Origin of the sequence: Pseudoalteromonas sp. S4492 (assembly GCF_005886115.1) — a bacterium.
GTDB classification, from domain to species: Bacteria; Pseudomonadota; Gammaproteobacteria; order Enterobacterales; family Alteromonadaceae; genus Pseudoalteromonas; species Pseudoalteromonas gelatinilytica.
This window is the reverse complement of record NZ_PNCP01000004.1, coordinates 75652-98674: the sequence shown is the minus strand read 5'-3', so window position 1 is coordinate 98674 and position 23023 is coordinate 75652. Positions and strand designations below refer to the sequence as shown.

The following is a 23023-nucleotide window of genomic DNA, read 5'->3' as shown; positions in this document are numbered from 1 at the left end:
CGCTTAAAGATATAAAAAATGCCAGCAATTGCTGGCATTTTTTTGATTTGAATAATCTTAAAGATTCTCTAAAAAGTCTTCATCGAAGTCATCAGGCTCTTTTTCTACTGGCGGATTGCCGTCATATAGCTCATACAATTGACGCTGGAAGTAGATATCCTTCATAAAGATATATGGGTCAAGCGACTCATTTAATAAGCTCTCTTGCGGCATTAATGAAGCACGTGCCTCAACTGCTTTCAGTGCAAACACCAATATAGTCTGTGGCGTCGTTAAGGTGATTTCAGGTAACACAAAGTTATCGACCACATCACCGGTTAAGTTTCGTGCAGTACTTGGCCCCATACCTGGGATCATTAAGTAAGCACCATCACCCACTCCCCATACGCCGAGGGTTTGACCAAAGTCCTCATCAACGATTTCTAAACCCAATGATGAAGCAACATCAAAAAAGCCGAGTAAGCCCACCGTAGAGTTCACTAAAAAACGCGCAAAGCTAATGCCCATATTACCCGGTTTACCCTGTAAACCAGCATTAACCATGTCAGTCGGTGCAGTGATGTTATCGGTAAAATTAACAATACTGCGTCTAACCGGTGCGGGGGTTACTGTGATGTAACCAACGGCTGCTGGGCGAAGAATATACGCATCAAGTACGTCCATATTAAAATCATACATAGGACGGTTAAATGATTGCAGAGGATCTCGTTCATCCACTTTTTCTTCTGGTATCTGTGCGCATCCTGCAAGCACTACAAAAAAGATAAAAAATATACTGTGCCTAAACATCGGCTATCCTTACGGTATTAACTCATTAATTAGCAGCGAATATTCTTTAACGTTTGCACGCTCTAAGACATCCGACTTGCCTTCCAACTCGCCGCTAGAAGTTACCACAGTTGCATCTTTTGATAAACGCGCAGTTAAAATAATTTTATCTACACTCGATAGATTCAAGCCATCAACCATGGCATTCGTATCACTTAACGTCACGGTTAGCGGAAAACTGTATTCGGTCATTTTAACCACAGCCAATGGCATTTGTGGGCCACTGGCTGCTTTAGCAAAAACAAATAACGTACCGTTTTGTGGCTGTGAATCAACCAGTGCCGGGTCTAAATCAACTGTGATGCTAATTTCACTGTTTGACGCTTTTGCTAACTCTGTATTCGTTGTTTGCTGCTCATTATTTAAGTGGGCATCAATTTCAGCAATACGCTCTGCAATCATGCTATAACGCGGATCGTTTTGCTGCATACTTGCAAGCAATACTTCAAATGCAGTTTTAGCTTGTAGCCAATCTTTACGTTCATACGCAATCAAGGCTAATAATGAGATTGCATCAATATTAGTTGGCTCGGCTTTTAACACTCTTGATAACATCGTCGCAGCACGAGACATATTCGCATCACTGCCTTCCATTAACAGAACTTGCGAGTAGCTGATCAGCACTTGCTTGTTATCTGGGTTCATTTTAAGAACCTTATCAAATGACTGCATTGCCATATCAAATTCATTTAATGACATTGCAACTCGACCAAGTAGCATCCACGCCACTTCGTCATCACCACTTTGATCAAGCTTAGTACGCAGTGCTAACGCAAACGCTTGTAGCTCATTTGGTGTTAACGGCTCACCTTCTTGCATCACGGCACGCTCGCCATATGACTTAAGATTTGCCATCGCGTCATGCCAGCCTTTAATTTGCTGCTGGCTACCCGTATAACCATAAAAGATGGCTGTTAAAACAATTAAAAAGCCTGCGCCAGTAAGTGCAAAAATACGGTTATTACCTTTACTGTTTAACGCTTTTTCTGGAGACAACTCATTGAGCAAACGACGCTTTTGTTCGATAACTGACTCATCGTACATTTGTGCATCAATACGTTGGTTATCTAGTTCAGTTTTAAGCTCATCTAAACGTTGATGATAAATTCGGATTAATTCCGAGTTTGCATTGTGATCAAGGCGTTGAATACGTTCGCGTTTAAAAAACGGTACGACAACAAATAGCAATGCAATCAGTGTGAGTAAAACAAAAGAAGCCCACATTAATGCCATCTAGCTTTGCTCCTGACGTTGATTTTGTTCAATTAACTTTGCAAGTAACGCTTCGTCTTGCTCTGTCCATGTTTGTTTTACTGATGCCTTACGTTGGCGTAAAACGATAAAGCCAAAGCCAAGTACCACAATCAATACTGGCAATACCCATAACACTAACGTTGCTGGCGTTACAGGTGGGTCGTAATGTACAAAGTAGCCATAACGGTCAATCATATAATCAATGACTTCATCTTTGCTTTTACCATCTTTCACCAGTGCCAACACTTTATCGCGTAAGTCTTTGGCTACAACCGCGTCTGAGTCGGCAATGTTTTGGTTTTGACATTTAGGACAACGCAGCTCCTTGGTAAGCTCACTGAAGCGTACGGCCTGCTCTTTATCATCAAATTGGTATTTGTCTTGCTCTGCAAATGCGCTAAACGTGATAAGCAAACTTGCTAAAAAAATCACGAGTCTCATTACTGTAGCTCCTGCATTAACGGTGCGAATTTAGCTCGCCATACACGTGGGTTAATATCACCGGTATGGTGCAGCAAAATGGTGCCTTGCTTATCAACTAAGAAGGTTTCTGGCGCGCCAGACACCCCTAAATCAAGGGCTAATGTGCGTTTTAAATCTAAGATATTGAATTGATACGGGTCGCCAGCACGATTAAGCATACTGGTGACATCTTCGCGTAGTGCGTTAATATCAAACTGGCCATCAAAGTCTGGGTCGTAGCCTTGCTCGTAGTATAAGCCAACAATCTTAACACCCTGCTCTCTTAGCTCAGTCAAGTAACCTAACTCAGCTAAACAGGTCGGGCACCATGTGCCCCACACATTAAGTAGGTACACTTCACCCTTTAAGTCGGCATCTGTCCAACGTTTTGACTCATCCATCAAATCGGGCAAATTGAATGCAGGCATCGCGTGTCCAATACGCCCTGTTTGTAGCTCACGCGGATTAGCAAACAAACCTTGGTATAAAAACACACACAGTAAAACAAAAACCAGTAACGGTGCTAGCGCGAGTAGTTTACGGTTCATGCTGATGCCTCCTGCTTAGTCGATTTCTGGCGATAACGTTTATCACCAAGCACTAAAAAGCCAGCCAATGAAATTAAAATACCACCGAGCCACATCCAACGAACATACGGTTTATGGTAAATACGTAACGACCACGCACCTTGGCTTAATTGCTCGCCTAGTGCTAAATACAAGTCGCGTGTAAAACCAGCATCCACAGCGGCTTCTGTCATAAATTGCATACCGATGTCATAACGACGTTTCTCAGCGTGTAACACGGTTACTTGTTTATCGTTTTTCAGTACGGTGACAACACCAGCATGGCCGCTATAGTTAGCGCCACGAATTGTTTTAACACCATCAAAGCGGTACTGATATTCATTTAATGCCACGGTTTCGCCTGGCTTCATTGATACATCACGCTCAACTGAGTAAGCAGAGGTTAGCGTTACACCTGCAATCACAAATGCTAAACCAATGTGACCTAAAACCATCGCCCAATAACTTAACCCTAATCGTTTAAAGCCTTCACCTAAGGTTTTATGAATAGTTACTTTTGCCGCTAAATCAACCAGAGTAGTAACAAAAATCCATACCGCTAATGTTGTTGCAATAAAGGTAATAGGTGCAATCACATCGTAGCTTGAATATAACCATGCTGCTGTTGCTACTAGGCTTACGACGGCCGAGAGTGCAAATTTATTTTGCAGCATCGACCATTTGTTTTGTTTCCAGCGTAATAGCGGGCCCATGCCCATTAATATGGCAAACGGTACCAGTAGAATTGCAAACATCTTGTTGAAGAATGGTTCACCAATCGAGATACTGCCTAAGCCAAGTTCTTTGTGGATCATTGGCAATAATGTACCCAACAATACAATCAGCGTTGCCACAACTAAGAAAATATTATTTAGCCAAAGCGCAACTTCACGCGAAGCAAACTTATAACGGCCTTCACTTTTCACCTGTGATACACGCAGTGCATAAAGCGATAAACCACCACCCACAACAATGGCTAAGAAAGCTAAAATAAACATTCCGCGATTAGGATCTGAGGCAAATGCATGCACAGATACAATGATACCCGAGCGCACAATAAAGGTACCCAGTAAGCTCAAAGAGAATGCTGCAATAGCGAGTAATACCGTCCAAGACTTAAAGACACCACGCTTTTCGGTGGTTGATAATGAGTGCAACAATGCGGTTGCCACAAGCCATGGCATTAATGATGCGTTTTCAACTGGATCCCAGAACCACCAGCCACCCCAGCCAAGTTCTGAGTATGCCCACCAACTACCGATGGTAATACCGAGTGTTAAAAAGCCCCATGCAGTCATTGTCCAAGGACGAGACCACTTAGCCCAGGTATTATCAAGCTTTCCGGTAAGTAGTGCCGCAATAGCAAATGAGAACGACACAGATAAACCCACATAGCCCATATAAAGCAATGGCGGGTGAATAATCATGCCAGGGTCTTGCAATAACGGATTTAAATCGCGACCTTCAACTGGGAAATACGGTAATAAGCGCTCAAATGGGCTCGACATTAATAAGGTGTAAAGCATAAAGCCAACGCCTAAAAAGCCTAGTACACCGAGTACTCGGGCACGTAAAACCCAAGGTAATGATTGGGAGCGCATTGCAACAACCGCTGTCCAACCCGCTTGCATCACTAACCAAAGTAAAATTGCTCCCTCATGGCCACCCCATGTCGAGGTAATTTTGTAGTACCAAGGTAAGGTGCTACTTGAGTGATAAGCAACATACGAAACGGTAAAGTCATCGGTTAAACTGGCATAAATAAGTGCTGCAAATGATAAAAGCACAAAGACGAACTGACCAATTGCCAGTGATGGGGCTGCGCGCATTAAACGTAAATTGCCGGTATGCGCCCCCCACAAAGGAAAAATACACAGTAAAACACTGAGCACCATGGCCAGTGTTAAAGAAAAATAACCGAGTTCTGGGATCATATTAATTGCCGCTATCTAAGTTATACGTCGGTTTCTCGTGTTTGATACCCTTCACAGCTTCAGCAACCTCTGCTGGCATGTATTCTTCATCATGCTTTGCAAGCACTTCAAAGGCATCAATTTCATTGGCTTTTACTAACACGCCCTGTGCCACAATCCCTTGGCCTTCACGGAATAAGTCCGGCAATATCCCTTGATAATTAATTGTCACCATAGGGCCTTTATCGATCAATTTGAAGCTCACTTTCAAGCTTGCTTCGTCACGTACAACTGAGCCAGGTACAACCATACCACCAATGCGGAGCTTTTGACCGACATGCGGTTTTTCTTTGTTCGGGCCTTTACCCTCAACAAGTTCGCTTGGGGTATAGAACAAATTAATGTTTTCTTGCAGTGCGTACAGCACTAAACCAATGGTTGCACCCACACCAAAAATAATGGCTACAACAGCTAATAAACGTTTTTTACGTCTTGGATTCATTGCCCTGCCTCTTGCTTCGCTTTCTTAATGCGCTCTTCACGTAGTGCTTGCTGCTTTACTGAAGAGAAAATACGTTTTGTATCGTTTAACGAACTAAATAAAATACCGAGTAAAATTAATGCACAGCTGCCAAAAGACAACCAAACATAAAAGCCATAGCCACCCATGGCAATAAAATCTGCAAAAGAATCAAACTGCATGATTAACCTCGCTCAAGCATATCACGCACCCACGGGCGGTGCTTTTCACGTTGTAAAATTTCGTTTTTAAGGCGAATTAAGGTCACCACACCAACAAAACCTGCAAACGCAACAATGTTCACCATTAATGGCCAAAACATACTTGGATCAATGGCTTTAGTATCAAATTTTGTAATAGTTGCACCTTGGTGCAAGGTATTCCACCACTCTACCGAGAAGTGAATAATCGGTAAGTTGATAACCCCAACAATGGCTAAAATACACGCTGCGCGACCCGCTGCTTTTTTATCTTCAAAAGCATGATAAAGCGATAAAACGCCTAAATACAAAAATAACAGAATAAGCTCAGAAGTAAGGCGTGCATCCCATACCCACCATGCGCCCCACATAGGTTTACCCCATGCTGCACCGGTGATTAATGCTATCGCTGTCACACATGCCCCAACGGGTGCAATTGCAATCACAGCAAGCTCTGCATTACGTAATTGCCATACTAGTGCGATCACTGCTGCAATCGCCATAGAAGAGTAAGCGCCCATAGATAAAATAGCTGAAGGCACATGGATAAAAATAATTCGGTAGCTGTCTTTCTGTTGGTAATCGGCAGGGGCATAAGCAAGCCCCCAGACCCATCCAACAATCATACAAACCACCGTAACGACGGCGAAATAAGGCAGTAAGGTGTTACACAATTGGTAAGCACGATCTGCTTTTGCGTAGGGATGTAACCACTTCCACATATTAACTTACACTCACTTTCAATGCTGACGATATGGCAATTGGCGCCGCTATAATCGCTACGATTAGCATGGCACCAAGGATTGCAAGCTGTCCGCTATAGGCAAGCTCCATAGAGCTGGTATCAATAGCCGAGGTTGCAAAAATTAGTACAGGGATATACAAAGGCAAAACAAGCAAACTCATCAAAATACCGCCTTTTTGCAGTCCCACAGTCAGTCCAGCGCCAATTGCGCCAATGAAGCTAAGCAATGGCGTACCCAACAATAATGTTAGAACGGTTGCTAACAGCGCTGAACTTTCTAAATTCAATAACAAAGCAAATACCGGCGTCATCAGTACTAATGGCAGCCCCGTGATCACCCAATGAGCAGCCACTTTTGCAAGCACTGTTAACGGTAATGGATATGACGACGCGATTAATTGCTCTAATGTTCCGTCGTGATAGTCATCGCGAAATAGCTTATCAAGGCCTAACATGGTTGACAGTAACGCAGCGACCCAAATAATGCCTGGCGCCATACGAGCAAGTAGACCGGGCTCAGGGCCAATTGCTAACGGAAAAAGTGTAATAACAATCAGAAAAAACAAGATAGGGTTAACGATTTCAGCACGCTGACGAAACGCTAATTTAAGATCTTTAGAAAAAACCGCAGAGAATAATTGCCAATACGAATGCTGTTTTACCATCAGTGGCGATACTCCAAAGTCACTGTTTTTAGATCACTAAATTGTGTTGTTAAATCTTGGTGAGTGGTTAAAAGAATCGCCCCACCTGCATTTAAGTGCTCGACAAAACGTTCTTGCAAAAATGCAACACCGCTTTTATCAAGTGCAGTAAATGGCTCATCAAGGATCCATAGTTTGGCGCTATTTAACCACAGTCTTACTAAAGCGACACGGCGCTGTTGCCCCGCAGACAGCATACGAACAGGCACATCTTCAAGGCCCACCAAGCCTATTTTTGCTAAGATTGGATACAAGTCTTGCTTGCTGTCGTAGCCATTAATTTTCAGCCAAAATGCGACATTTTCTAGGGCGGTAAGCTGTGTATTTACACCCGTTTTATGGCCAATGAACAGCAGCTCTTGTGCATATTCATCATAGTATTTTGAAATAGAACGCTCTTGGAAAAATACATCGCCTTCATCCGCCATAGCGAAACCCGCGATAATACGCAATAATGATGTTTTACCAGCCCCATTCGGACCAGCTAATTGCATAATTTGTCCCGATTTCAAGCTGAAATTAAGATCCGCAAACAAACAACGATCTTGCTTGATGCAGGTGACGGCCTTAATGTGTAACAAGATGACGATTCTCTATACCCAAAATTAGGCGTTATTCTACCATAATGATAGGGTAATACGAATATTGCTTTAAAACGATTAACTTATATTTGATCTAAAATAATGAATAAACAAAGCCAGTTGACTCTCAGCACTCAGCTTAACCTTGATCCAAAAGCGATAAGCAGCGCATCACAGCATTCATCCAATGATGCCTTAAAAATGCTGGCTGAGCAGAACGTGACTGCCCGTAATATTGTGATTGGTAAGCAAAGCGTGCAAATGGACGTGCTAATCAATAACTCATGGCAAACACTGCGCTTATCAACAGAGCAAGAAAACCTCAAAACTGAGCGCTTTCTAGCGGCCAATATTCAATTAAGTAGTGATGGTAAACAACTGAGTATTACACCAGCACCGCTGACGATTACACTTGGCAAAAGCCAGCAATTACAAGCACTACTGAACTTGCTAACGCAAGGGAGTGCAAATACAAATATGCCGCACCCAGCTCAGATTGCGCCAAGTAAACCTTTACTACAACTACCAACATTAAAAGCTGAGTTTGCTCTTAACAATAGCCTGGTTGCTCTTTTAAAAGCTGAAGCACCACTTAAAGCCATTTTGCTCCCAGCGACCAACCAACAAAATAGCTTTAATTTAAACATTATTAATCGCTTTGGGGACTCTCTCCATCAGCAAAGTGTTAGCCAACAAAAAGTGGCTGAGTTGGTGGCAAAGCTAACCCCCGAAATGAACTTAAAATTAGCTGGGCAACAAGTGCAGCTGAGCGTTGCCAGCAAGCAAAGCAACGAATTAACATTGCCGCTATCAACTATTTCACCAAAGCAAGCTAAGCAAATTCAAGCGCAGTGGCAATTTCATCCGCACGCACTAAAAGTAACCCCTCACTCAGTTAAAGAAACATTAGAACTAGTAAATAAAATGCCAGTTCAGCAAGTGTTGTTGAAGAACTCGCTGTCAGAGACATTCATTCAAGCGTTAAAAAGCCAAGCAGTTGAACCTAAGAGTGCGTTGCTTGCGCCATCGAGTAGCTCACACTCTCCAATCAGCTCCTGGCTAAAAGACAGTTTTGCTGATTTAAAAACGCGTATTAGTGATGCTGTACGCTATTTTGAAAAGCTCCCTGCCACCACAAAAGCAGCAGTTAACCAGCCAACAAACCAGCTGATTGAGAGCAAAAACACAATTAGCCAACTTGGCTTTAATGCTAATAAGATCAATATAATAAAGTTTGCCGCTGTTCAGCAAAGCGCACTCCAACAAGCAGCGCCTCACATATCCCCAAGAGCCAGTGATTCAATTGCAACGAATGGACCATTACCTGCAACTAAACAAGCAGACTCACCATTAACAACCACTCAGTCGGCAAAGCAAGTGAGTTTACCCGTGAGCTATAATAATGCGCCGCCTTTAATACAATTATTGCAACGCATAAAAGTCAGTTTAGAGCCGCTTGTCAGCGCGCAGCTCCCTGTCACACAAATAGCAATCAATAGTAAAGCGCAGAATCCTGCTTTGAAAACTGTTACGGCTTTGCAACAAACACCTGCAGACAACAAAGCGGTTAACAGCGCTGTTACTGCCATAAAACCTGACAAACCAGCCTCAGAGCAGCTCGCCCAAGTTAAAAGTAACTTTGCTAATTCAGTACTCAACAATGCCAGTGAGCCGGCCTCTCAAACTAAACAGACGCCATTAAGCACAGCACCCAATTCGCTGACGCTAAATGTAAAGCCAGAGATAAAAGGGTCATCATCACCTTTGCAGCAACACGCTGAGCAAGTTATAAAAACTGTGGCTAAAAACCTTGTAGCAGGACCTAATGAGCCAATAAAACAAACCGCATTAGCGACTCAAGCAATTAATGAACAAGCTCAAGGGTTACAAAAAGTTGCTCAGCAGCAAACTCAATTGCATGCCCCCTTTTTAGCAGCGAAAGAGCCAAACTTAGCTCAACCCTTATTGCCGATAAGGCCCATTGAAGCCGCGTTGATTGCTAAGTTATTACCACTTCCGGAAAGTAAGCCGTTAGTAAGTACGCCACTGCCAGTGCAATTAACAGAAAAACTTGTAGCCCTGAGCGAGCAAAACTCGTCGTCTTCGGTAGATTTAAATCGACTCGTGAATCAAGCATTTAATCGCATGATCTCTAGTCAAAACATGCACCCGACAACAATTGAGCGAGAGCTTTTAAGTATTCTCAGACCAACCGCATTACCTAGCCAAACTCAGCAAGCGAGCTTTAGCCAAGGTTTAGAGCAATTAGCGGTGGCTTCACTGGCAGCACCCATTATCAATCAAGCACCAACGAGTATTAGCTTCAATAATCAAACAGGTCTTGATGCATTACTGCAAGTGTTAGTGCCCAATTTTAAAGCCGTTAACGGCAGCAAGTTACTCGAGCAATTGCAACAGCCAACGATGCAAGCAATGGCCGCTGAAGTATCTCAACTCAAACAGACTCTGACCCAAGTGCAGACAACGCCCATCAATCAGCAACAAGATAACAGTGCTTTGGCGCAGTTTTTCTTGCCGATGAAGTTACCTCCTGAAACAGGGCAAACAGAAATCAGCTTAGGACAGTATAAAAAGCCAAGTAAAAATAAACTCGAAGCAAAAAATGTTTGGTTTGTGCGGTTAAACTTTGACTATGCACAGCTTGGCAAGTTACAAATTACCGCAGAGGTGATGGATAAAGCGGTTGATTGTCAGTTACTTGCTTCTTCGCAAGAAGTAACCGCACTCGCTCATCCGCACTTAGAAACGTTACGTCATAAGCTTGCAAGCCATGGCTTAAATGTGGGAGAACTAAACCTGCAGCAAGGTGTGTCAAACCATCAGGCTTTTTATAAATCGCATGCGATTATCAACATTAAGGTGTAATTTTTATGAGTGAACACGCGATGCATAAATCTGCGATAGGCCTACTCTACGAAGCTGGCAGCTCGCCAAAAGTGACCAGTAAAGGCTTTGGTGAATTGGCTGAAGAAATAATCAAGCTCGCCGAGCAAAAAGGTATTCTGATACACCAAGATGCTGATTTAGCCCAAACTCTGTCTCATCTTGAGTTAGGTGAAGAAATACCGAAAGAGCTTTACTATGTCATTGCTGAGTTAATTGCTTTTTCGTACGTATTGCGGGGTAAATTTCCGCCGGGTTGGCACGATTTTCAGGGTAAGCTCAACATTCAAGCCTAGTGCTCAGATTCAAATAAAAAAGCGCCTTATTGGGCGCCTTTTTGTTTATGAAGTGACATGAGTAGCTCAGCTTCGGCTCTGGGTAATTCGCATTCACGAATTATTTCTTCTAAATCAGCACCTAGCTCAACCATTTTAACCGCTCGCGAATAAATTTTCGCATTCGGATCATCATATTTCTGTGCATCTTGCAGCTGTTCAAGCTCTTTACTTTTTTCTTCAACAGCGACAACACGTTTGCCAATACTTAGCATGCCGGCACGCATTTCAGCCACTTCGCTACGAAGAATACTCAATTGCTGTTGAGCTTCTTGCAGCTGTTTTTGCTTGGCCTGAATTGCCGCCGCTTGTTTATTGTTATTGACAAAAATAAGCCCCAAACACACTAATACAAGTAAGATTGAGGCACCAAACAAAGAGTATAACAGCATATAATTTCCAAACGCTTATAGTGCGCTTAGCTCGTCCCACTCATCGTCATTTAGTAATTTATTAAGATCAACCAAGATCAATAGCTCACCATCACGGTTAGATACGCCTTGGATAAACTTAGCACTTTCTTCTGTGCCGATATTTGGCGCACTATCAATTTCAGAGCTACGTAGGTAAACCACTTCAGCCACACTGTCGACCAAAATACCGATCACTTGCTTTTCAGCTTCAATGATCACGATACGTGAGTTATCAGTGACTTCTGCACCCATTAAACCAAAACGTGCACGCGTGTCGATTACCGTCACAACGTTACCACGTAAGTTAATGATACCTAACACATAAGACGGTGCACCTGGTACAGGAGCAATTTCAGTATAGCGAAGTACTTCTTGTACTTGCATTACATTAATGCCGTACGTTTCTTCTTCAAGTTTAAAGGTTACCCACTGTAACACTTCATCGTTGCTATCAGCATTTTTATTAGCTGACAGTAGTCTTTCTCCACTCATGCTATTACTCCGTAAAAATAGTTACTGCTCACGGCTGTCTAAGCCCTGCTCTAGCAATTGATATAAATTTTCAACGTCAATCAAGGCGCACATTTTCTCTTTGATGACACCTGCAAGCCAAGGCCGCTTACCTGATTTAGTTCGCCATTTTACATCTTCTTTTCGAAGCGTAATATTATTGACGAGCTTTTCAGCCAACAATCCCCATTGACTGTCACCTAAGGTGATTAAATACTGATAATTTAATGATTGTTCTAATTTTTCATCATATTTTTCTGGCATAACCCAACGTGCAGTATCAACAACATTCAGTTTTTCTTCACGGTTCAGCATCACGCCTTTAAACCATTTAGGCTTACCAAATAATTGGTTAACCTCTGCCAGCTGATGAATTCCCCCTAATGCTTTTAACGGCACGGCGAGCGTTAACCCCGCCACTTCGAAGAACAATGCCTGAAATTCACCATCAAAATAGTCTTCTTGGCGATCAGACGATGTTTTTGCAACCAGTTCTGCTTTAGGTTCTTCAACTATATCTTTGATATTAGCTTGGTTCTCGGTTTTCTCAAGCTCTTTAGTCGGTTCAGGGGTTGGTAAAACAGGTTCTGGGGTAGGCAGAATTTCCGTCAGCTTTTCTTCTGTCTTTGTTTCTGGCTCTTTAACCTGCTCTAACAGCTTTGCGACAGGCTCAAGGTTTTGGTCTGTAGGCTCATCTTCACACAACAAAGCGCCCAAATATTGGGTCATCACTTTTTCATTGGCAAATAAATGCTTACTCATCTCTAACCTTGTGCAACTAAGTAATCAAGCAGTGCGCGATAGGCAAATACCCCACGTGAACGCGGGCAAAATTGAATCGGCACTTGTTGTGCTAAACTAGCATCTCTAAATTTTGTATCGACAGGCACGACACCTGACCATACTTTGTCTTTGTAATTATCCTGCAGAGTCTTATAAGCTTCAAGTGATGCTTTAGTGCGTTTGTCATACATTGTTGGAATAATCGTATATTGATACTGTTTGGCTTGTGATGTTTGCATCAGCTCCATGGTGCGCATCATACGATCAAGCCCTTTTAAAGCCAAAAACTCAGTTTGTACTGGCACTAAAATTCGTTCGCTTGCTGCAAGAGCATTGACCATCAAAACGCCTAAAACAGGCGGGCAATCAATAATCGCGTAATCATAATGCTCGCTAATTTTGGCGAGTGCTTTTTTCAGTATTAAGCCCATGCCATTTTTATTACCCATGCTTCTATCAAGCGTCGCGATTGCCATAGTCGCAGGTAAAATATCAAGATTTTCAAGTGTTGAAGGGCATAAAGCCTGTAAAATTTCTTCACTTGCCATACTGTTGCCGCGTGCAAATATATCGTACACACTGACTTCAAGATCTTCAGAATCAATACCAAAGTAATAAGTGAGTGATGCATGCGGGTCGGTGTCAATAAGTAACACGCGCTTCCCTTGTAAAGCGAGAATGCCAGCAAGGCTAACGGCTGTGGTGGTTTTCCCTACCCCACCTTTTTGATTCGCTACGGTCCAAACTTTCACATCACACCTTATTATTGTTCATTGCGCGTGGTAATCCTAATACCACCATGTGGTAATTGAATCACTTTAATGGTGTTATCATTGCTTGGCAACTCAATTTCAGTTGTATCTTGTGCTTGATTTTGTGGCTCTTGCTCTGAGCTTTCTGGCTCTTTAGGTGGTAGGCCATACTTTGACAAGGCGACCACCACTTTACGGTTTTCAGCACGTCCTTGCTCGGTATCATTACTCACAAATGGTGAGTATTGTCCGTAACCTTCAATGGCCATACGCGCTGGATTGATACCCAAACTTTCAAGTTCGACGAGTACCGATGTAGCCCGCGCTACCGATAACTCCCAGTTAGAACGAAACATCTCATTGCGAATACCTTCATTATCGGTATAACCACGCACGCGAATGTAATTGTCAACAGGGGCAATAATATCTTTTACTAAGCCAACGACTTGCTTGGCTCGTTGCTGTGCAACGGCACTGCCCGATGAAAACAGCATCCCAGAGCTTAGTTCAATGATAAGCCAGTCTTGATGTAACTCTAAACTCGCTTCGCCATCACGAATTTCATCAATCAGTGCAGACTGCAATTTCGTGAGTAAGCTGTCGAGGGGCTTGCCAAGATGCTTTTTCTCAATATTACTGGTTTCGCTTTGCCCATCGAGTAGCTCAGGCCCTTGCTCTTCTTTACGAATGCTCTCACCGTACAAAATATCGTTCTCGGTGCTGACTCTGTCAGTTAATATGCCCGTGCCATTAACGCCTGTGCCCACCTGCTGTTGCTGACGAGCAGACTTTTCAAACACCTGTTCAAGAGAGTCTGAGAGAATTTGAAAGTCTTCATTCTTACTAATTGCGATTGCATACATGACCACAAAAAAAGCAAACATGATGGTCATGTAATCGGCATAAGAAACTAGCCAGCGTTCGGTGTGTTGGTTTTTTGACGTGTTATGACGCAAGCGACGGCGCATCATGTTAAATTACTCGTCAACTAAGCTTGGACGCTCTACACGATACGCCTCAAGTTTTAGTTCGATATTTAGTGGGCTCTCACCTTGCGAGATAGCAATAATGCCTTCAGCAAGTAATTCATGATACAGCATTTTTTGTTCAATTTGCTGCTTAAGCTTATTCGCCATTGGCAAAAAGAGTAAGTTAGCTAAACCAACACCATAAATGGTGGCGATAAAAGCAGTTGCTACACCCGCACCCAGTTTTTCAGGATCCGTTATAAACTGCATGGCCTGAATCAAACCTAACACGGCCCCTAAAATACCAATTGTTGGACTATAGCCGCCCATTGCTTCATAAACACGACTTACCTCGAGTAAGCGTTCGCGTTCTAGCATTAAATCAATCTCAAGGGTATCTCTGAGTTTTTGTTCATCAATCCCATCAACAAGTAGACTCAAGCCTTTTGCCGCATACGGGTCTGAATGAGATAATGCTTCAGATTCTAGTGCTAAGTAACCTTCTTGACGTGCCTTGTGTGACCAACGCTTCACTTGTTCTATAGCAGCTTCAATATCATGATACGGAGGGAAGAACACCCAATGACTGATCTTAAGCGTTTTGGTAAAGACACTACCAGGAGTCTGTAGCATCACAGCCCCGAGTGTCCCACCTAAAACAATGATCAGCGCCGGACCATTGAATAATGCACTGACAACACCGCCTTCAAGTGCATAACCAAAAGCAATGGCGCCTAAGGCAACGATTAAGCCAAGAAACGAGAGCTTATCCACAGCCAGTCTCTCGAGTTAAGCGCGCTGCAACATCATTGAGTGCGAGGCTTTCGCTCGCTAATCCTGCGTTTGCAACAGCTTGTGGCATACCGTACACCACACTGGTTTTTTCATCTTGCGCCCAAATGGTTGCACCCACTTGCTTGAGCATGCGTGCACCATCACGGCCATCTGCGCCCATACCAGTTAAGACTACCGCCAGCACATCACCGGCAAAGGTTTTTGCGGCACTCGCAAAGGTGACATCGACGCTAGGTTTGTAGGTAATACGCGGGCTGTCATCTTCAAACACACGTAGTGTGCGAGAGCCGCCGCGCCCTTCAATCAGCATTTGTTGACCACCAGGTGCTAAATAAGCTGTCCCTGGCACTAAACGGTCACCATTTTGCGCTTCTTTCACATTGATTTTGCATAGGCCATTAAGCCTTGCAGCAAAGGCTGGCGTAAACGCCGCTGGCATATGCTGAATCAGCAAAATAGGGTGTGGGAAGTTAGCTGGCAACTGAGTCAAAATTGTTTGCAGTGCCACAGGCCCACCAGTTGAAGTACCAATCGCAACCAACTGATATTTTTTACCGGAGGCACGCATACTACTCACTGATGAAGACGATCCAGCAGATGAACTAGCAGGCGCTGTCGCAGTACGACTAAAGCTACGATCAGGCTGAACAATACCGCTGCTGGTCGTTGTGCTACGAGTTGGCGCAGATGTCGGTGTTGTTCTGGTCACTGGCGCTGGACGCGTAAAGCGAGAAAGTCGACGACGACCAATTTCTTTTACTTTATTTTGTAAAAGCGCAATTGCATCTTCATTATTGCGGGCAATATCTTCGAATTTTTTCGGTAAAAAATCTAACGCCCCAGCATCCAGTGCATCTAGGGTTGCTGTTGCGCCATCACGGGTGAGTGATGAAAACATTAAGATAGGAGTCGGTGTTGCTGCCATTATTTCTTTCACGGCACTAATGCCATCAAGAACTGGCATTTCAACATCCATAGTAATTACATCAGGTCTTAATTCACGGGCTTTATCTACCGCTTCACGACCATTTACGGCAAAACCAATTACCTGAATATTGCTGTCTTGCTCTAAAATTTCGCTCACTCTACGGCGAAAAAAGCTTGAATCATCAACAACTAATACTTTGACTGCCATTGGCACTCTCTTGTTTTATTTCATTGAAAGTGCAGCTTGAGCGCTGCACTTTACTATTTATTATTAGCCAACGTAGTGCTTCAGCATGCTAGGTACGTCTAAAATAAGTGCGATACCCCCATCAGACGTGATGGTTGCACCAGCCATACCCGGTGTGCCTTGCAATAATGCATCAAGAGGTTTAATTACCACCTCTTCTTGACCAATTAACGAGTCAACCACAAAGCCCACTTGTTTAGTGCCTATTTGAACAATAACCACGTGACCTTCTGCTTTGCGCTCTTGGCGGTTGGCTCCTTTTACTAACCAATGTTGTAAGTAGAAAAGCGGTATCGCTTTTTCACGTACAATAATTGTCAGCTGACCATCCACTACGTTTGTTTTCGTTAAATCAAGATGGAATATTTCGCTTACACCAGCAAGTGGTAAAGCAAATGTTTGCTCACCAACAATAACCATTAAGGTTGGTAGAATCGCAAGCGTCAACGGCACCTTGATTTCAAGTGCAGTCCCTACACCTAATTCAGACTGAATATTAACTGAGCCGTTTAATTGGGTGATTTTAGTTTTCACTACATCCATACCCACGCCACGGCCTGAAATATCAGAGATTTCTTCTTTCGTTGAGAAACCTGGCGCAAAAATTAGATTATATGCTTCTGTATCTGATAAACGGCTTGCTTGGTCATGGTCGATAACACCTTTGGTGATCGCAATTTTCTTCAGTTTCTCTGCATCCATACCCGCACCATCATCGCGGATAGTAAGTAGGATGTGGTCACCTTCTTGCGAAGCCGACAGGGTTACAGTACCTGTACGCGGCTTGCCTGCTGCTTCACGCACATCAGGCATTTCAATACCATGGTCAACCGAGTTACGCACTAAGTGCACTAAAGGATCGGCCAGAGCTTCTACTAAGTTTTTATCTAAATCGGTTTCTTCACCAACTAATTGTAAGTTGATGTCTTTTCTTAAGCTACGCGCTAAGTCACGAACAACGCGTGGAAAACGACCAAAGACTTTCTTGATTGGCTGCATGCGGGTTTTCATAACCGCACCTTGCAAGTCAGCTGTCACCACATCTAGATTAGAAATAGCTTTACCCATTGACTCGCTGTTGCTGTTATTAGCAAGGCTTACCAAACGGTTACGAACCAATACTAACTCACCCACCATATTCATGATTTCATCAAGGCGTTTTGTATCAACACGTACGGTTGTTTCAGCCTGTGGTGGTGGCGCTTTCTTTGGCGCTGCTGCAGCGACGGGAGCTTTTTCCGGTGCTTTTGCTGGAGCTGGCGCTGGTTTACTTGCTGCTGGTGCAGGTTGAGCCGCAGGTTTTGAAGCTGCTGGTTGAGCTGGTTTTGCAGGCTCCACTTTAGGCGTTTCTGGCGCTTTTTCTGGCGCAGCCGTTTCTAAAGACTGTGGCGCACTGCCTTTCCCATGTAATTCGTCAAGTAAGGCTTCAAACTCGTCATCGCTAATTTCATCGTCTGAACCACTACTTGTTGCTTCTGCAGCAGGTGTTGGTGCAACAGGTTCAGCAGCTTTAACAGGTTCTGACTGAGCAACTTTATCTTGTTTTACTTCACCGAAATTGCCAACGCCGTGTAACTCATCTAATAAGCTGTCAAATTCGTCATCAGTGATGTCGTCACTGTCGCTACTAATTACATCTGGCGTGGTTGAAGCAGGACCTTGCCCCTTGCCATGAAGCTCATCAAGTAGGCTTTCAAATTCATCTTCGGTGATTTCGTCAATGTTCTGTGATTCAGGCTTGCTATCTGCAAGACCACCGCCATCAAACAACATGTCGAAAGCAAATGGGTCATCTTCATCAATATTATCTGTCGCGATATCAGCTGTAACGTCAGGCGTATCGACAACTGGCTCTTCAATAACAGGCTCTTCAGGTGCAACTGCAACATCGCCTGCTACAGAAATATCTTCACCAGCGAGCTCTTCTGCTGTAGGTGGCTGGCTTAATTTATGAAGAACATCTAATAGGGCTTGATCTGCGGGCTCTGGTTGTTCGCGATTTTGAATCGTAGCGAACATTTCATTGATAGTGTCGAGGGCCTGTAGGATTACATCCATCAGCTCAGGTGTAACTGTACGCACACCTTGACGTAATAAATCGAAAACATTCTCTGCACCATGACACGCATCAACAAGCTCTGTCATGCTCAAGAAACCTGCACCACCTTTTACAGTGTGAAAGCCTCTAAAAATGGCGTTTAAAAGATCTTTGTCTTCTGGGTTATTTTCAAGCTCGACTAATTGCTCTGACAAAAGCTCTAAGATTTCCCCTGCTTCAACAAGGAAATCCTGTAATATATCTTCATCGACTTCAAAGCTCATGCAGCTACTCTCCTCTTAGAAGCCCAGACTTGATAATAGGTCATCGACTTCATCTTGTCCTGAGACAACATCATCGCGAGACTCACTATCAATAATCGGCCCTTCAGGACCTGCTAGTGTATCACTGGTCGCAGGTGCTTTTTCTATGGCCTGTTTTTCTTGTTGTTGATGACCATCTTCTTGACTGCCAAACACAGTTAAGAGATTAATTAAACTGTCTTCTACTTCACGCACTAATTCGATAACTCGGCGGATAACCTGCCCCGTTAAGTCTTGATAGTCCTGAGCCATCAACACATTAGTCATCAAACCTTGTAATTCGTCGGTTTTGGTGTGCGAGTTATTCATGAACTTATCTAAGCTATGACATAACGATTTAAATTCACCGAGTTCAATTTCTCGGCTCATTAAACGATCCCAAGTGGGTTTTATTGTTGCGATTTCATCAGCAAGTTGTTGTGCAATCGGTAAACTTGCTTCAACCGCATCCATGGTTTTATTTGCGGCGCTTTCTGTCATTTCCATAACATAATTTAAGCGCTGCTTAGCGTCTGGGATCGCTTCGGTAGTTAAATCGGCGAGACGAGTATCTAAGTCAAAGTTTTTTAACGCTTCATGAAGCTGACGCGTCAATTTACCGACTTCAGCAAACAACTCTGATTGTTCTTTTGATGCAGCTTCAAGAATCAGCTTATCGGCTTTTTCTTGTTCACCATTTTCAAGATACTCAACAAGTTGACGAGCTTGCTCTAAACTTATTTGAGGCGCAGCAAGTGCTGACATAAGCCTCTCCCCTTAGATTAACCTAAACGTTCGAACACTTTTTCCAATTTGGTTTTAAGTGTCGCAGCAGTGAATGGTTTAACGATATAGCCATTAACACCTGCTTGAGCAGCAGCAACAATTTGTTCTTTTTTCGCTTCAGCTGTCACCATTAATACAGGAATATGCTTAAGGCTATCATCAGCACGAATTGCGCGTAACAAATCAATACCTTGCATACCAGGCATGTTCCAATCTGTTACAACAAAATCAAATTCTTGATTTTGTAGCATTGGTAATGCTGTTGAACCGTCGTCAGCTTCCTGCACATTGGTAAAACCTAAATCCCTTAATAGATTTTTAATGATACGTCTCATTGTAGAAAAATCATCAACAACAAGAATTTTCATGTTTTTATCCAAAACATCCTCCGGTGAGGTTTGAACCTTTATTTACTTACTACTAATTAATCCAGTCATTGATTTTTGCTTTGAGCTTAATCATCGCCTGACCATGTATTTGACTCACACGCGACTCGCTAACATCGAGTATGTGTCCTATTTCTTTTAAGTTCATTTCGTCGTTGTAGTACAAAGACAAAACAAGAGCATCTCTTTCTGGTAACGATTGGATTGCCGTTAATAGAGACAGGTTAAACCGCTCATTTTTAACGTTATTAAACGGTTTGTCTAGTCCTAAATCCTGACCTACTGGTGTGATGACGTCTTCATCTACGCCTAAGTCTTCTATACCTAATACTTTACTCGAATTTACATCATGTAGAATATGATGGTACTCATCCAGTGTAATATCAAGTTTTTCAGCTACTTCAGTGTCTTTTGGTTCACGATTTAGCGTACTTTCTAATTCAGATATGGTTTCAGCCACAAGGCGGGCATTGCGGTGAACTGAGCGTGGCGCCCAATCACCTCTACGAATTTCGTCTAACATCGCACCACGAATACGAATACCTGCGAAAGTTTCGAAGCTTGCACCTTTGCTAGCATCAAAGTTTTTTGACGCTTCAATCAGGCCAATCATACCTGATTGAATTAAATCATCGAGTTGCACACTGGCAGGTAAACGAGCAATTAGATGGCACGCCACTTTTTTAACTAAAGAGGCATGTTTTTCAACAATCGCATTCAGATTCTGTGCTGATTGATATCCCATCGCTTTATTCACCGATGTTGTCATAGTTAGCCGTTTACTAGTTTTTCAATAAAAAATTCTAAATGGCCAGACGGTTGATTAGGGATCGGCCACTTAACTGCTTTTGTTGCTAATGTTTTGAACGCTACCGCTGCCGGTGAGTTCGGGAATAATTCAACAATCACTTTTTGACGACGCGTTGATTTACGCATGTTCTCGTCATAAGGAATGGTTGCTACTAACTCCATTGAAACATCTAAAAAACGATCCGTTACTTTTGAAAGTTTAGCAAATAATTCTTGCCCTTCACGCATACTGCGCACCATATTGGCAACAATTTTAAATTTGTATACGCCATGCTCACGGCTCAGGACTTTAATAAGTGCGTAAGCATCGGTAATTGAGGTAGGTTCATCACATACAACCACAACAACATCTTGGGCTGCACGAGAAAAGCTTAATACCATGTCAGAAATACCCGCAGCGGTATCGACAATTAAAATATCAAACTCGGTGTTTAACTCGCTAAAAGCGCGAATAAGGCCTGCATGCTCTGAAGGTGTTAATTCCACCATGCTTTGTGAGCCAGACGTTGCTGGTACAATTTTAATGCCTGCAGGGCCTTCAACAAGTATTTCATCAAGCTCACACTCGCCTGATAAAACATGAGATAAGTTACGTTCAACACGAAGGCCAAGCATTACGTCACAGTTTGCCAGACCTAAATCGGCATCTAATACTAATACACGATTACCTAGCTGACCTAATGCGATTGCGGTATTGAGTGAAACGTTGGTTTTACCCACACCACCTTTACCGCCAGTAACAGCGATAACTTTAACGCCACTATTATTATTTTGATTCATTTTGCGCAGGCCGCTTGCTTGATCTAATACTGTGTTAATCATACATCCCTACTGTGTTCGACGCTACTGCTTGACGTCTTGAATGTTGTGCTTTTGCTCGTTTTAAATACAATTGTTCAGCTTTTTTCACTAGTTTTTCAGCATTCGCTACGCGAATATCCTCAGGAACGCGCTGACCGTTAGTAAGATACCCTATTGGCAGACGATTTTGAATCGCTATGCTAATAATCTCACCTAAACTTAAAGATTCATCCAATTTAGTGAAGATACAGCCACTTAGGTGAACCTTTTTAAAGTGTCTTACGGTTTCTTGCAAGACATTAATCTGTGCTGTTGCACTTAATACTAAATAACTACGAATATCAACACGCTGATTACGCATTAGGGTGTTTAATTGCTCAGTTAAACGTAAGTCGCGTTGGCTCATACCCGCTGTGTCTATTAATACTAGACGCTTATTACGTAAATGGTATAACACTTCTGCTAATTCATTCGCATCTTTTACTTGCTTTACGCCACAGCCAATAATACGACCATAAGTCGCCAATTGTTCGTAGGCACCAATTCTGTAAGTATCAGTAGTGATCAACGCCACTTTATCGGCGCCATATTTTTGCGCACCTAATGCAGCTAGTTTTGCAACTGTAGTAGTTTTACCAACGCCTGTTGGTCCCACTAACGCAAATACACCGCCTTGACGCAATATTTCGTTATTCGTTGTATGCATTTGGTTTTCAACCATTTGCAGTAATGCTTGCCATGCTTGTTGGCGAGATACATCGTCAGGAATGAAACACGCCATTTGCTCTGCTACATCACGCTCAATGCCCATACCAGCTAAGCGGTCAATCATACACGCACGAGTCGGATCGCGACGGGCCATGTCTTGTTGCATTAAGCCAGAAACTTGGTGTTCAAGTAATTGACGGATCGCGTTCATTTCTTCGCGCATGGTCGTCATTTCTGACTGATTAGCTGGCGCAGCGCTTTTGTGCTCTGCTGGTGAATCTAAATCATCAAAACCAGAATCTAAGTCGTCATCAAAACCTAAGCTATGCGCTTGAGTTTGCACACGAGGCGCTGCTTGTTGTTGAAAACGAGGAGCGTGTGCATACTCAGGTTGTTGTTGCTGATAGCTAGGTGCTTTAGGCTGATAGTGTTCACTGGTATCGATACCAGATTGGCTAAACATTGATGCAAGCTCTGGCGAACGAGGGCGTGGGGCTTGACGCTCAAGTAACGCTTGTAGGCTATCAGCAACTTTCGCTTGCGGCTCAGGCTTGGCACGCATTGGCTCTGGCTTAACAAAGTTATGCTGTGGTGCAGGTTTTGCTTGCACCACAGGTGCTGCTTCGGCTTTCGGGGCTGCTTTGTCATAGTCAACTGCTGCAACGATTTCAACACCGTTAGCAAGCTTTTTGTTCGACATAATAACCGCATCAACACCTAGTTCATCTTTCACTTCTTTCAGTGCTGTGCGCATATCTTTAGCAAAAAAACGTTTAATTTTCATG

General features: G+C 43.2%; 25 protein-coding genes. 2 read left to right on the top strand and 23 right to left on the bottom strand.

Annotated features, from left to right (window positions below; all coding sequences use genetic code 11):
• Positions 1 to 57 precede the first annotated feature (57 nt).
• Genes CWC28_RS01150 through ccmA form a run of 10 tightly spaced genes read right to left on the bottom strand, consistent with a single transcriptional unit; the run spans position 58 to position 7773 of the window.
• A complete protein-coding gene (locus tag CWC28_RS01150) occupies positions 58 to 789 on the bottom strand; it encodes an MlaA family lipoprotein (protein ID WP_063706648.1) in 732 nt (243 codons plus the stop codon).
• A 9-nt stretch (positions 790 to 798) separates the two neighbouring features.
• Complete coding sequence (gene ccmI / locus CWC28_RS01145; RefSeq protein WP_063706646.1) at positions 799 to 2061, bottom strand: c-type cytochrome biogenesis protein CcmI; 1263 nt, start codon at positions 2059 to 2061, stop codon at positions 799 to 801.
• Positions 2062 to 2523: a cytochrome c-type biogenesis protein gene (locus CWC28_RS01140; protein WP_063706644.1), complete on the bottom strand. Its 462-nt coding sequence runs from the start codon at positions 2521 to 2523 to the stop codon at positions 2062 to 2064. It abuts the gene before it with no gap.
• Positions 2523 to 3092 (bottom strand): DsbE family thiol:disulfide interchange protein, encoded by a 570-nt coding sequence (locus CWC28_RS01135; protein WP_063706642.1) that lies wholly within the window; start codon positions 3090 to 3092, stop codon positions 2523 to 2525. The genes CWC28_RS01140 and CWC28_RS01135 overlap by 1 nt, the downstream gene beginning before the upstream one ends.
• Positions 3089 to 5044, bottom strand: coding sequence for a heme lyase CcmF/NrfE family subunit (locus CWC28_RS01130; protein WP_105175234.1), 1956 nt, complete (start codon positions 5042 to 5044; stop codon positions 3089 to 3091). The genes CWC28_RS01135 and CWC28_RS01130 overlap by 4 nt, the downstream gene beginning before the upstream one ends.
• Before the next feature lies 1 nt (position 5045).
• Positions 5046 to 5525, bottom strand: coding sequence for a cytochrome c maturation protein CcmE (gene ccmE / locus CWC28_RS01125; protein WP_063706638.1), 480 nt, complete (start codon positions 5523 to 5525; stop codon positions 5046 to 5048).
• A complete protein-coding gene (gene ccmD, locus CWC28_RS01120; protein WP_063706636.1) occupies positions 5522 to 5725 on the bottom strand; it encodes a heme exporter protein CcmD in 204 nt (67 codons plus the stop codon). Before ccmD ends, ccmE begins: the two co-directional genes overlap by 4 nt.
• A gap of 2 nt (positions 5726 to 5727) precedes the next feature.
• Entirely contained in the window at positions 5728 to 6465 is a 738-nt protein-coding gene (locus tag CWC28_RS01115) for a heme ABC transporter permease (protein WP_063706635.1), read from the bottom strand.
• Position 6466: 1 nt separating this feature from the next.
• Positions 6467 to 7153, bottom strand: a complete 687-nt coding sequence (gene ccmB, locus CWC28_RS01110) for a heme exporter protein CcmB (protein ID WP_054553246.1) — start codon at positions 7151 to 7153, stop codon at positions 6467 to 6469.
• Positions 7153 to 7773 (bottom strand): cytochrome c biogenesis heme-transporting ATPase CcmA, encoded by a 621-nt coding sequence (gene ccmA, locus CWC28_RS01105; protein ID WP_105175235.1) that lies wholly within the window; start codon positions 7771 to 7773, stop codon positions 7153 to 7155. The genes ccmB and ccmA overlap by 1 nt, the downstream gene beginning before the upstream one ends.
• Before the next feature lie 102 nt (positions 7774 to 7875).
• Between ccmA and fliK the strand changes: the two genes are divergently transcribed.
• On the top strand, positions 7876 to 10659 hold the full coding sequence (gene fliK / locus CWC28_RS01100) for a flagellar hook-length control protein FliK (protein ID WP_249324933.1): 2784 nt from the start codon (positions 7876 to 7878) through the stop codon (positions 10657 to 10659).
• 5 nt (positions 10660 to 10664) lie between these two features.
• Positions 10665 to 10973, top strand: a complete 309-nt coding sequence (locus tag CWC28_RS01095; RefSeq protein ID WP_063706630.1) for an EscU/YscU/HrcU family type III secretion system export apparatus switch protein — start codon at positions 10665 to 10667, stop codon at positions 10971 to 10973.
• A gap of 26 nt (positions 10974 to 10999) precedes the next feature.
• On the opposite strand, the gene CWC28_RS01090 is transcribed toward CWC28_RS01095, so the two are convergent.
• The 13 genes from CWC28_RS01090 to flhF all read right to left on the bottom strand — a co-directional run bounded on the left by CWC28_RS01090 (position 11000) and on the right by flhF (position 23022).
• The gene (locus CWC28_RS01090; protein WP_055020709.1) at positions 11000 to 11404 is read right to left on the bottom strand and encodes a DUF2802 domain-containing protein; all 405 of its coding nucleotides are present in this window, start codon (positions 11402 to 11404) and stop codon (positions 11000 to 11002) included.
• A gap of 15 nt (positions 11405 to 11419) precedes the next feature.
• On the bottom strand, positions 11420 to 11917 hold the full coding sequence (locus tag CWC28_RS01085; RefSeq protein ID WP_063706628.1) for a chemotaxis protein CheW: 498 nt from the start codon (positions 11915 to 11917) through the stop codon (positions 11420 to 11422).
• A 21-nt stretch (positions 11918 to 11938) separates the two neighbouring features.
• Positions 11939 to 12697 (bottom strand): chemotaxis protein CheW, encoded by a 759-nt coding sequence (locus CWC28_RS01080; protein ID WP_063706626.1) that lies wholly within the window; start codon positions 12695 to 12697, stop codon positions 11939 to 11941.
• 2 nt (positions 12698 to 12699) lie between these two features.
• Complete coding sequence (locus tag CWC28_RS01075; protein WP_063706624.1) at positions 12700 to 13470, bottom strand: ParA family protein; 771 nt, start codon at positions 13468 to 13470, stop codon at positions 12700 to 12702.
• 11 nt (positions 13471 to 13481) lie between these two features.
• Positions 13482 to 14441: a flagellar motor protein MotB gene (locus CWC28_RS01070; RefSeq protein ID WP_138624595.1), complete on the bottom strand. Its 960-nt coding sequence runs from the start codon at positions 14439 to 14441 to the stop codon at positions 13482 to 13484.
• Between the two features lie 6 nt (positions 14442 to 14447).
• On the bottom strand, positions 14448 to 15212 hold the full coding sequence (locus CWC28_RS01065) for a flagellar motor protein (protein WP_063706620.1): 765 nt from the start codon (positions 15210 to 15212) through the stop codon (positions 14448 to 14450).
• Positions 15205 to 16368, bottom strand: coding sequence for a protein-glutamate methylesterase/protein-glutamine glutaminase (locus tag CWC28_RS01060; RefSeq protein WP_063706618.1), 1164 nt, complete (start codon positions 16366 to 16368; stop codon positions 15205 to 15207). The genes CWC28_RS01065 and CWC28_RS01060 overlap by 8 nt, the downstream gene beginning before the upstream one ends.
• A 63-nt stretch (positions 16369 to 16431) precedes the next feature.
• Positions 16432 to 18729: a chemotaxis protein CheA gene (locus CWC28_RS01055; RefSeq protein ID WP_138624594.1), complete on the bottom strand. Its 2298-nt coding sequence runs from the start codon at positions 18727 to 18729 to the stop codon at positions 16432 to 16434.
• A gap of 15 nt (positions 18730 to 18744) precedes the next feature.
• The gene (locus CWC28_RS01050; protein WP_063706616.1) at positions 18745 to 19512 is read right to left on the bottom strand and encodes a protein phosphatase CheZ; all 768 of its coding nucleotides are present in this window, start codon (positions 19510 to 19512) and stop codon (positions 18745 to 18747) included.
• A 17-nt stretch (positions 19513 to 19529) separates the two neighbouring features.
• Positions 19530 to 19913: a chemotaxis response regulator CheY gene (gene cheY / locus CWC28_RS01045; RefSeq protein WP_016708035.1), complete on the bottom strand. Its 384-nt coding sequence runs from the start codon at positions 19911 to 19913 to the stop codon at positions 19530 to 19532.
• Between the two features lie 40 nt (positions 19914 to 19953).
• On the bottom strand, positions 19954 to 20664 hold the full coding sequence (locus tag CWC28_RS01040) for an RNA polymerase sigma factor FliA (RefSeq protein ID WP_138624644.1): 711 nt from the start codon (positions 20662 to 20664) through the stop codon (positions 19954 to 19956).
• A 26-nt stretch (positions 20665 to 20690) separates the two neighbouring features.
• On the bottom strand, positions 20691 to 21551 hold the full coding sequence (locus tag CWC28_RS01035) for a MinD/ParA family ATP-binding protein (RefSeq protein ID WP_036970099.1): 861 nt from the start codon (positions 21549 to 21551) through the stop codon (positions 20691 to 20693).
• Positions 21544 to 23022, bottom strand: coding sequence for a flagellar biosynthesis GTPase FlhF (gene flhF / locus CWC28_RS01030; RefSeq protein ID WP_105181448.1), 1479 nt, complete (start codon positions 23020 to 23022; stop codon positions 21544 to 21546). Before flhF ends, CWC28_RS01035 begins: the two co-directional genes overlap by 8 nt.
• Position 23023 lies beyond the last annotated feature (1 nt).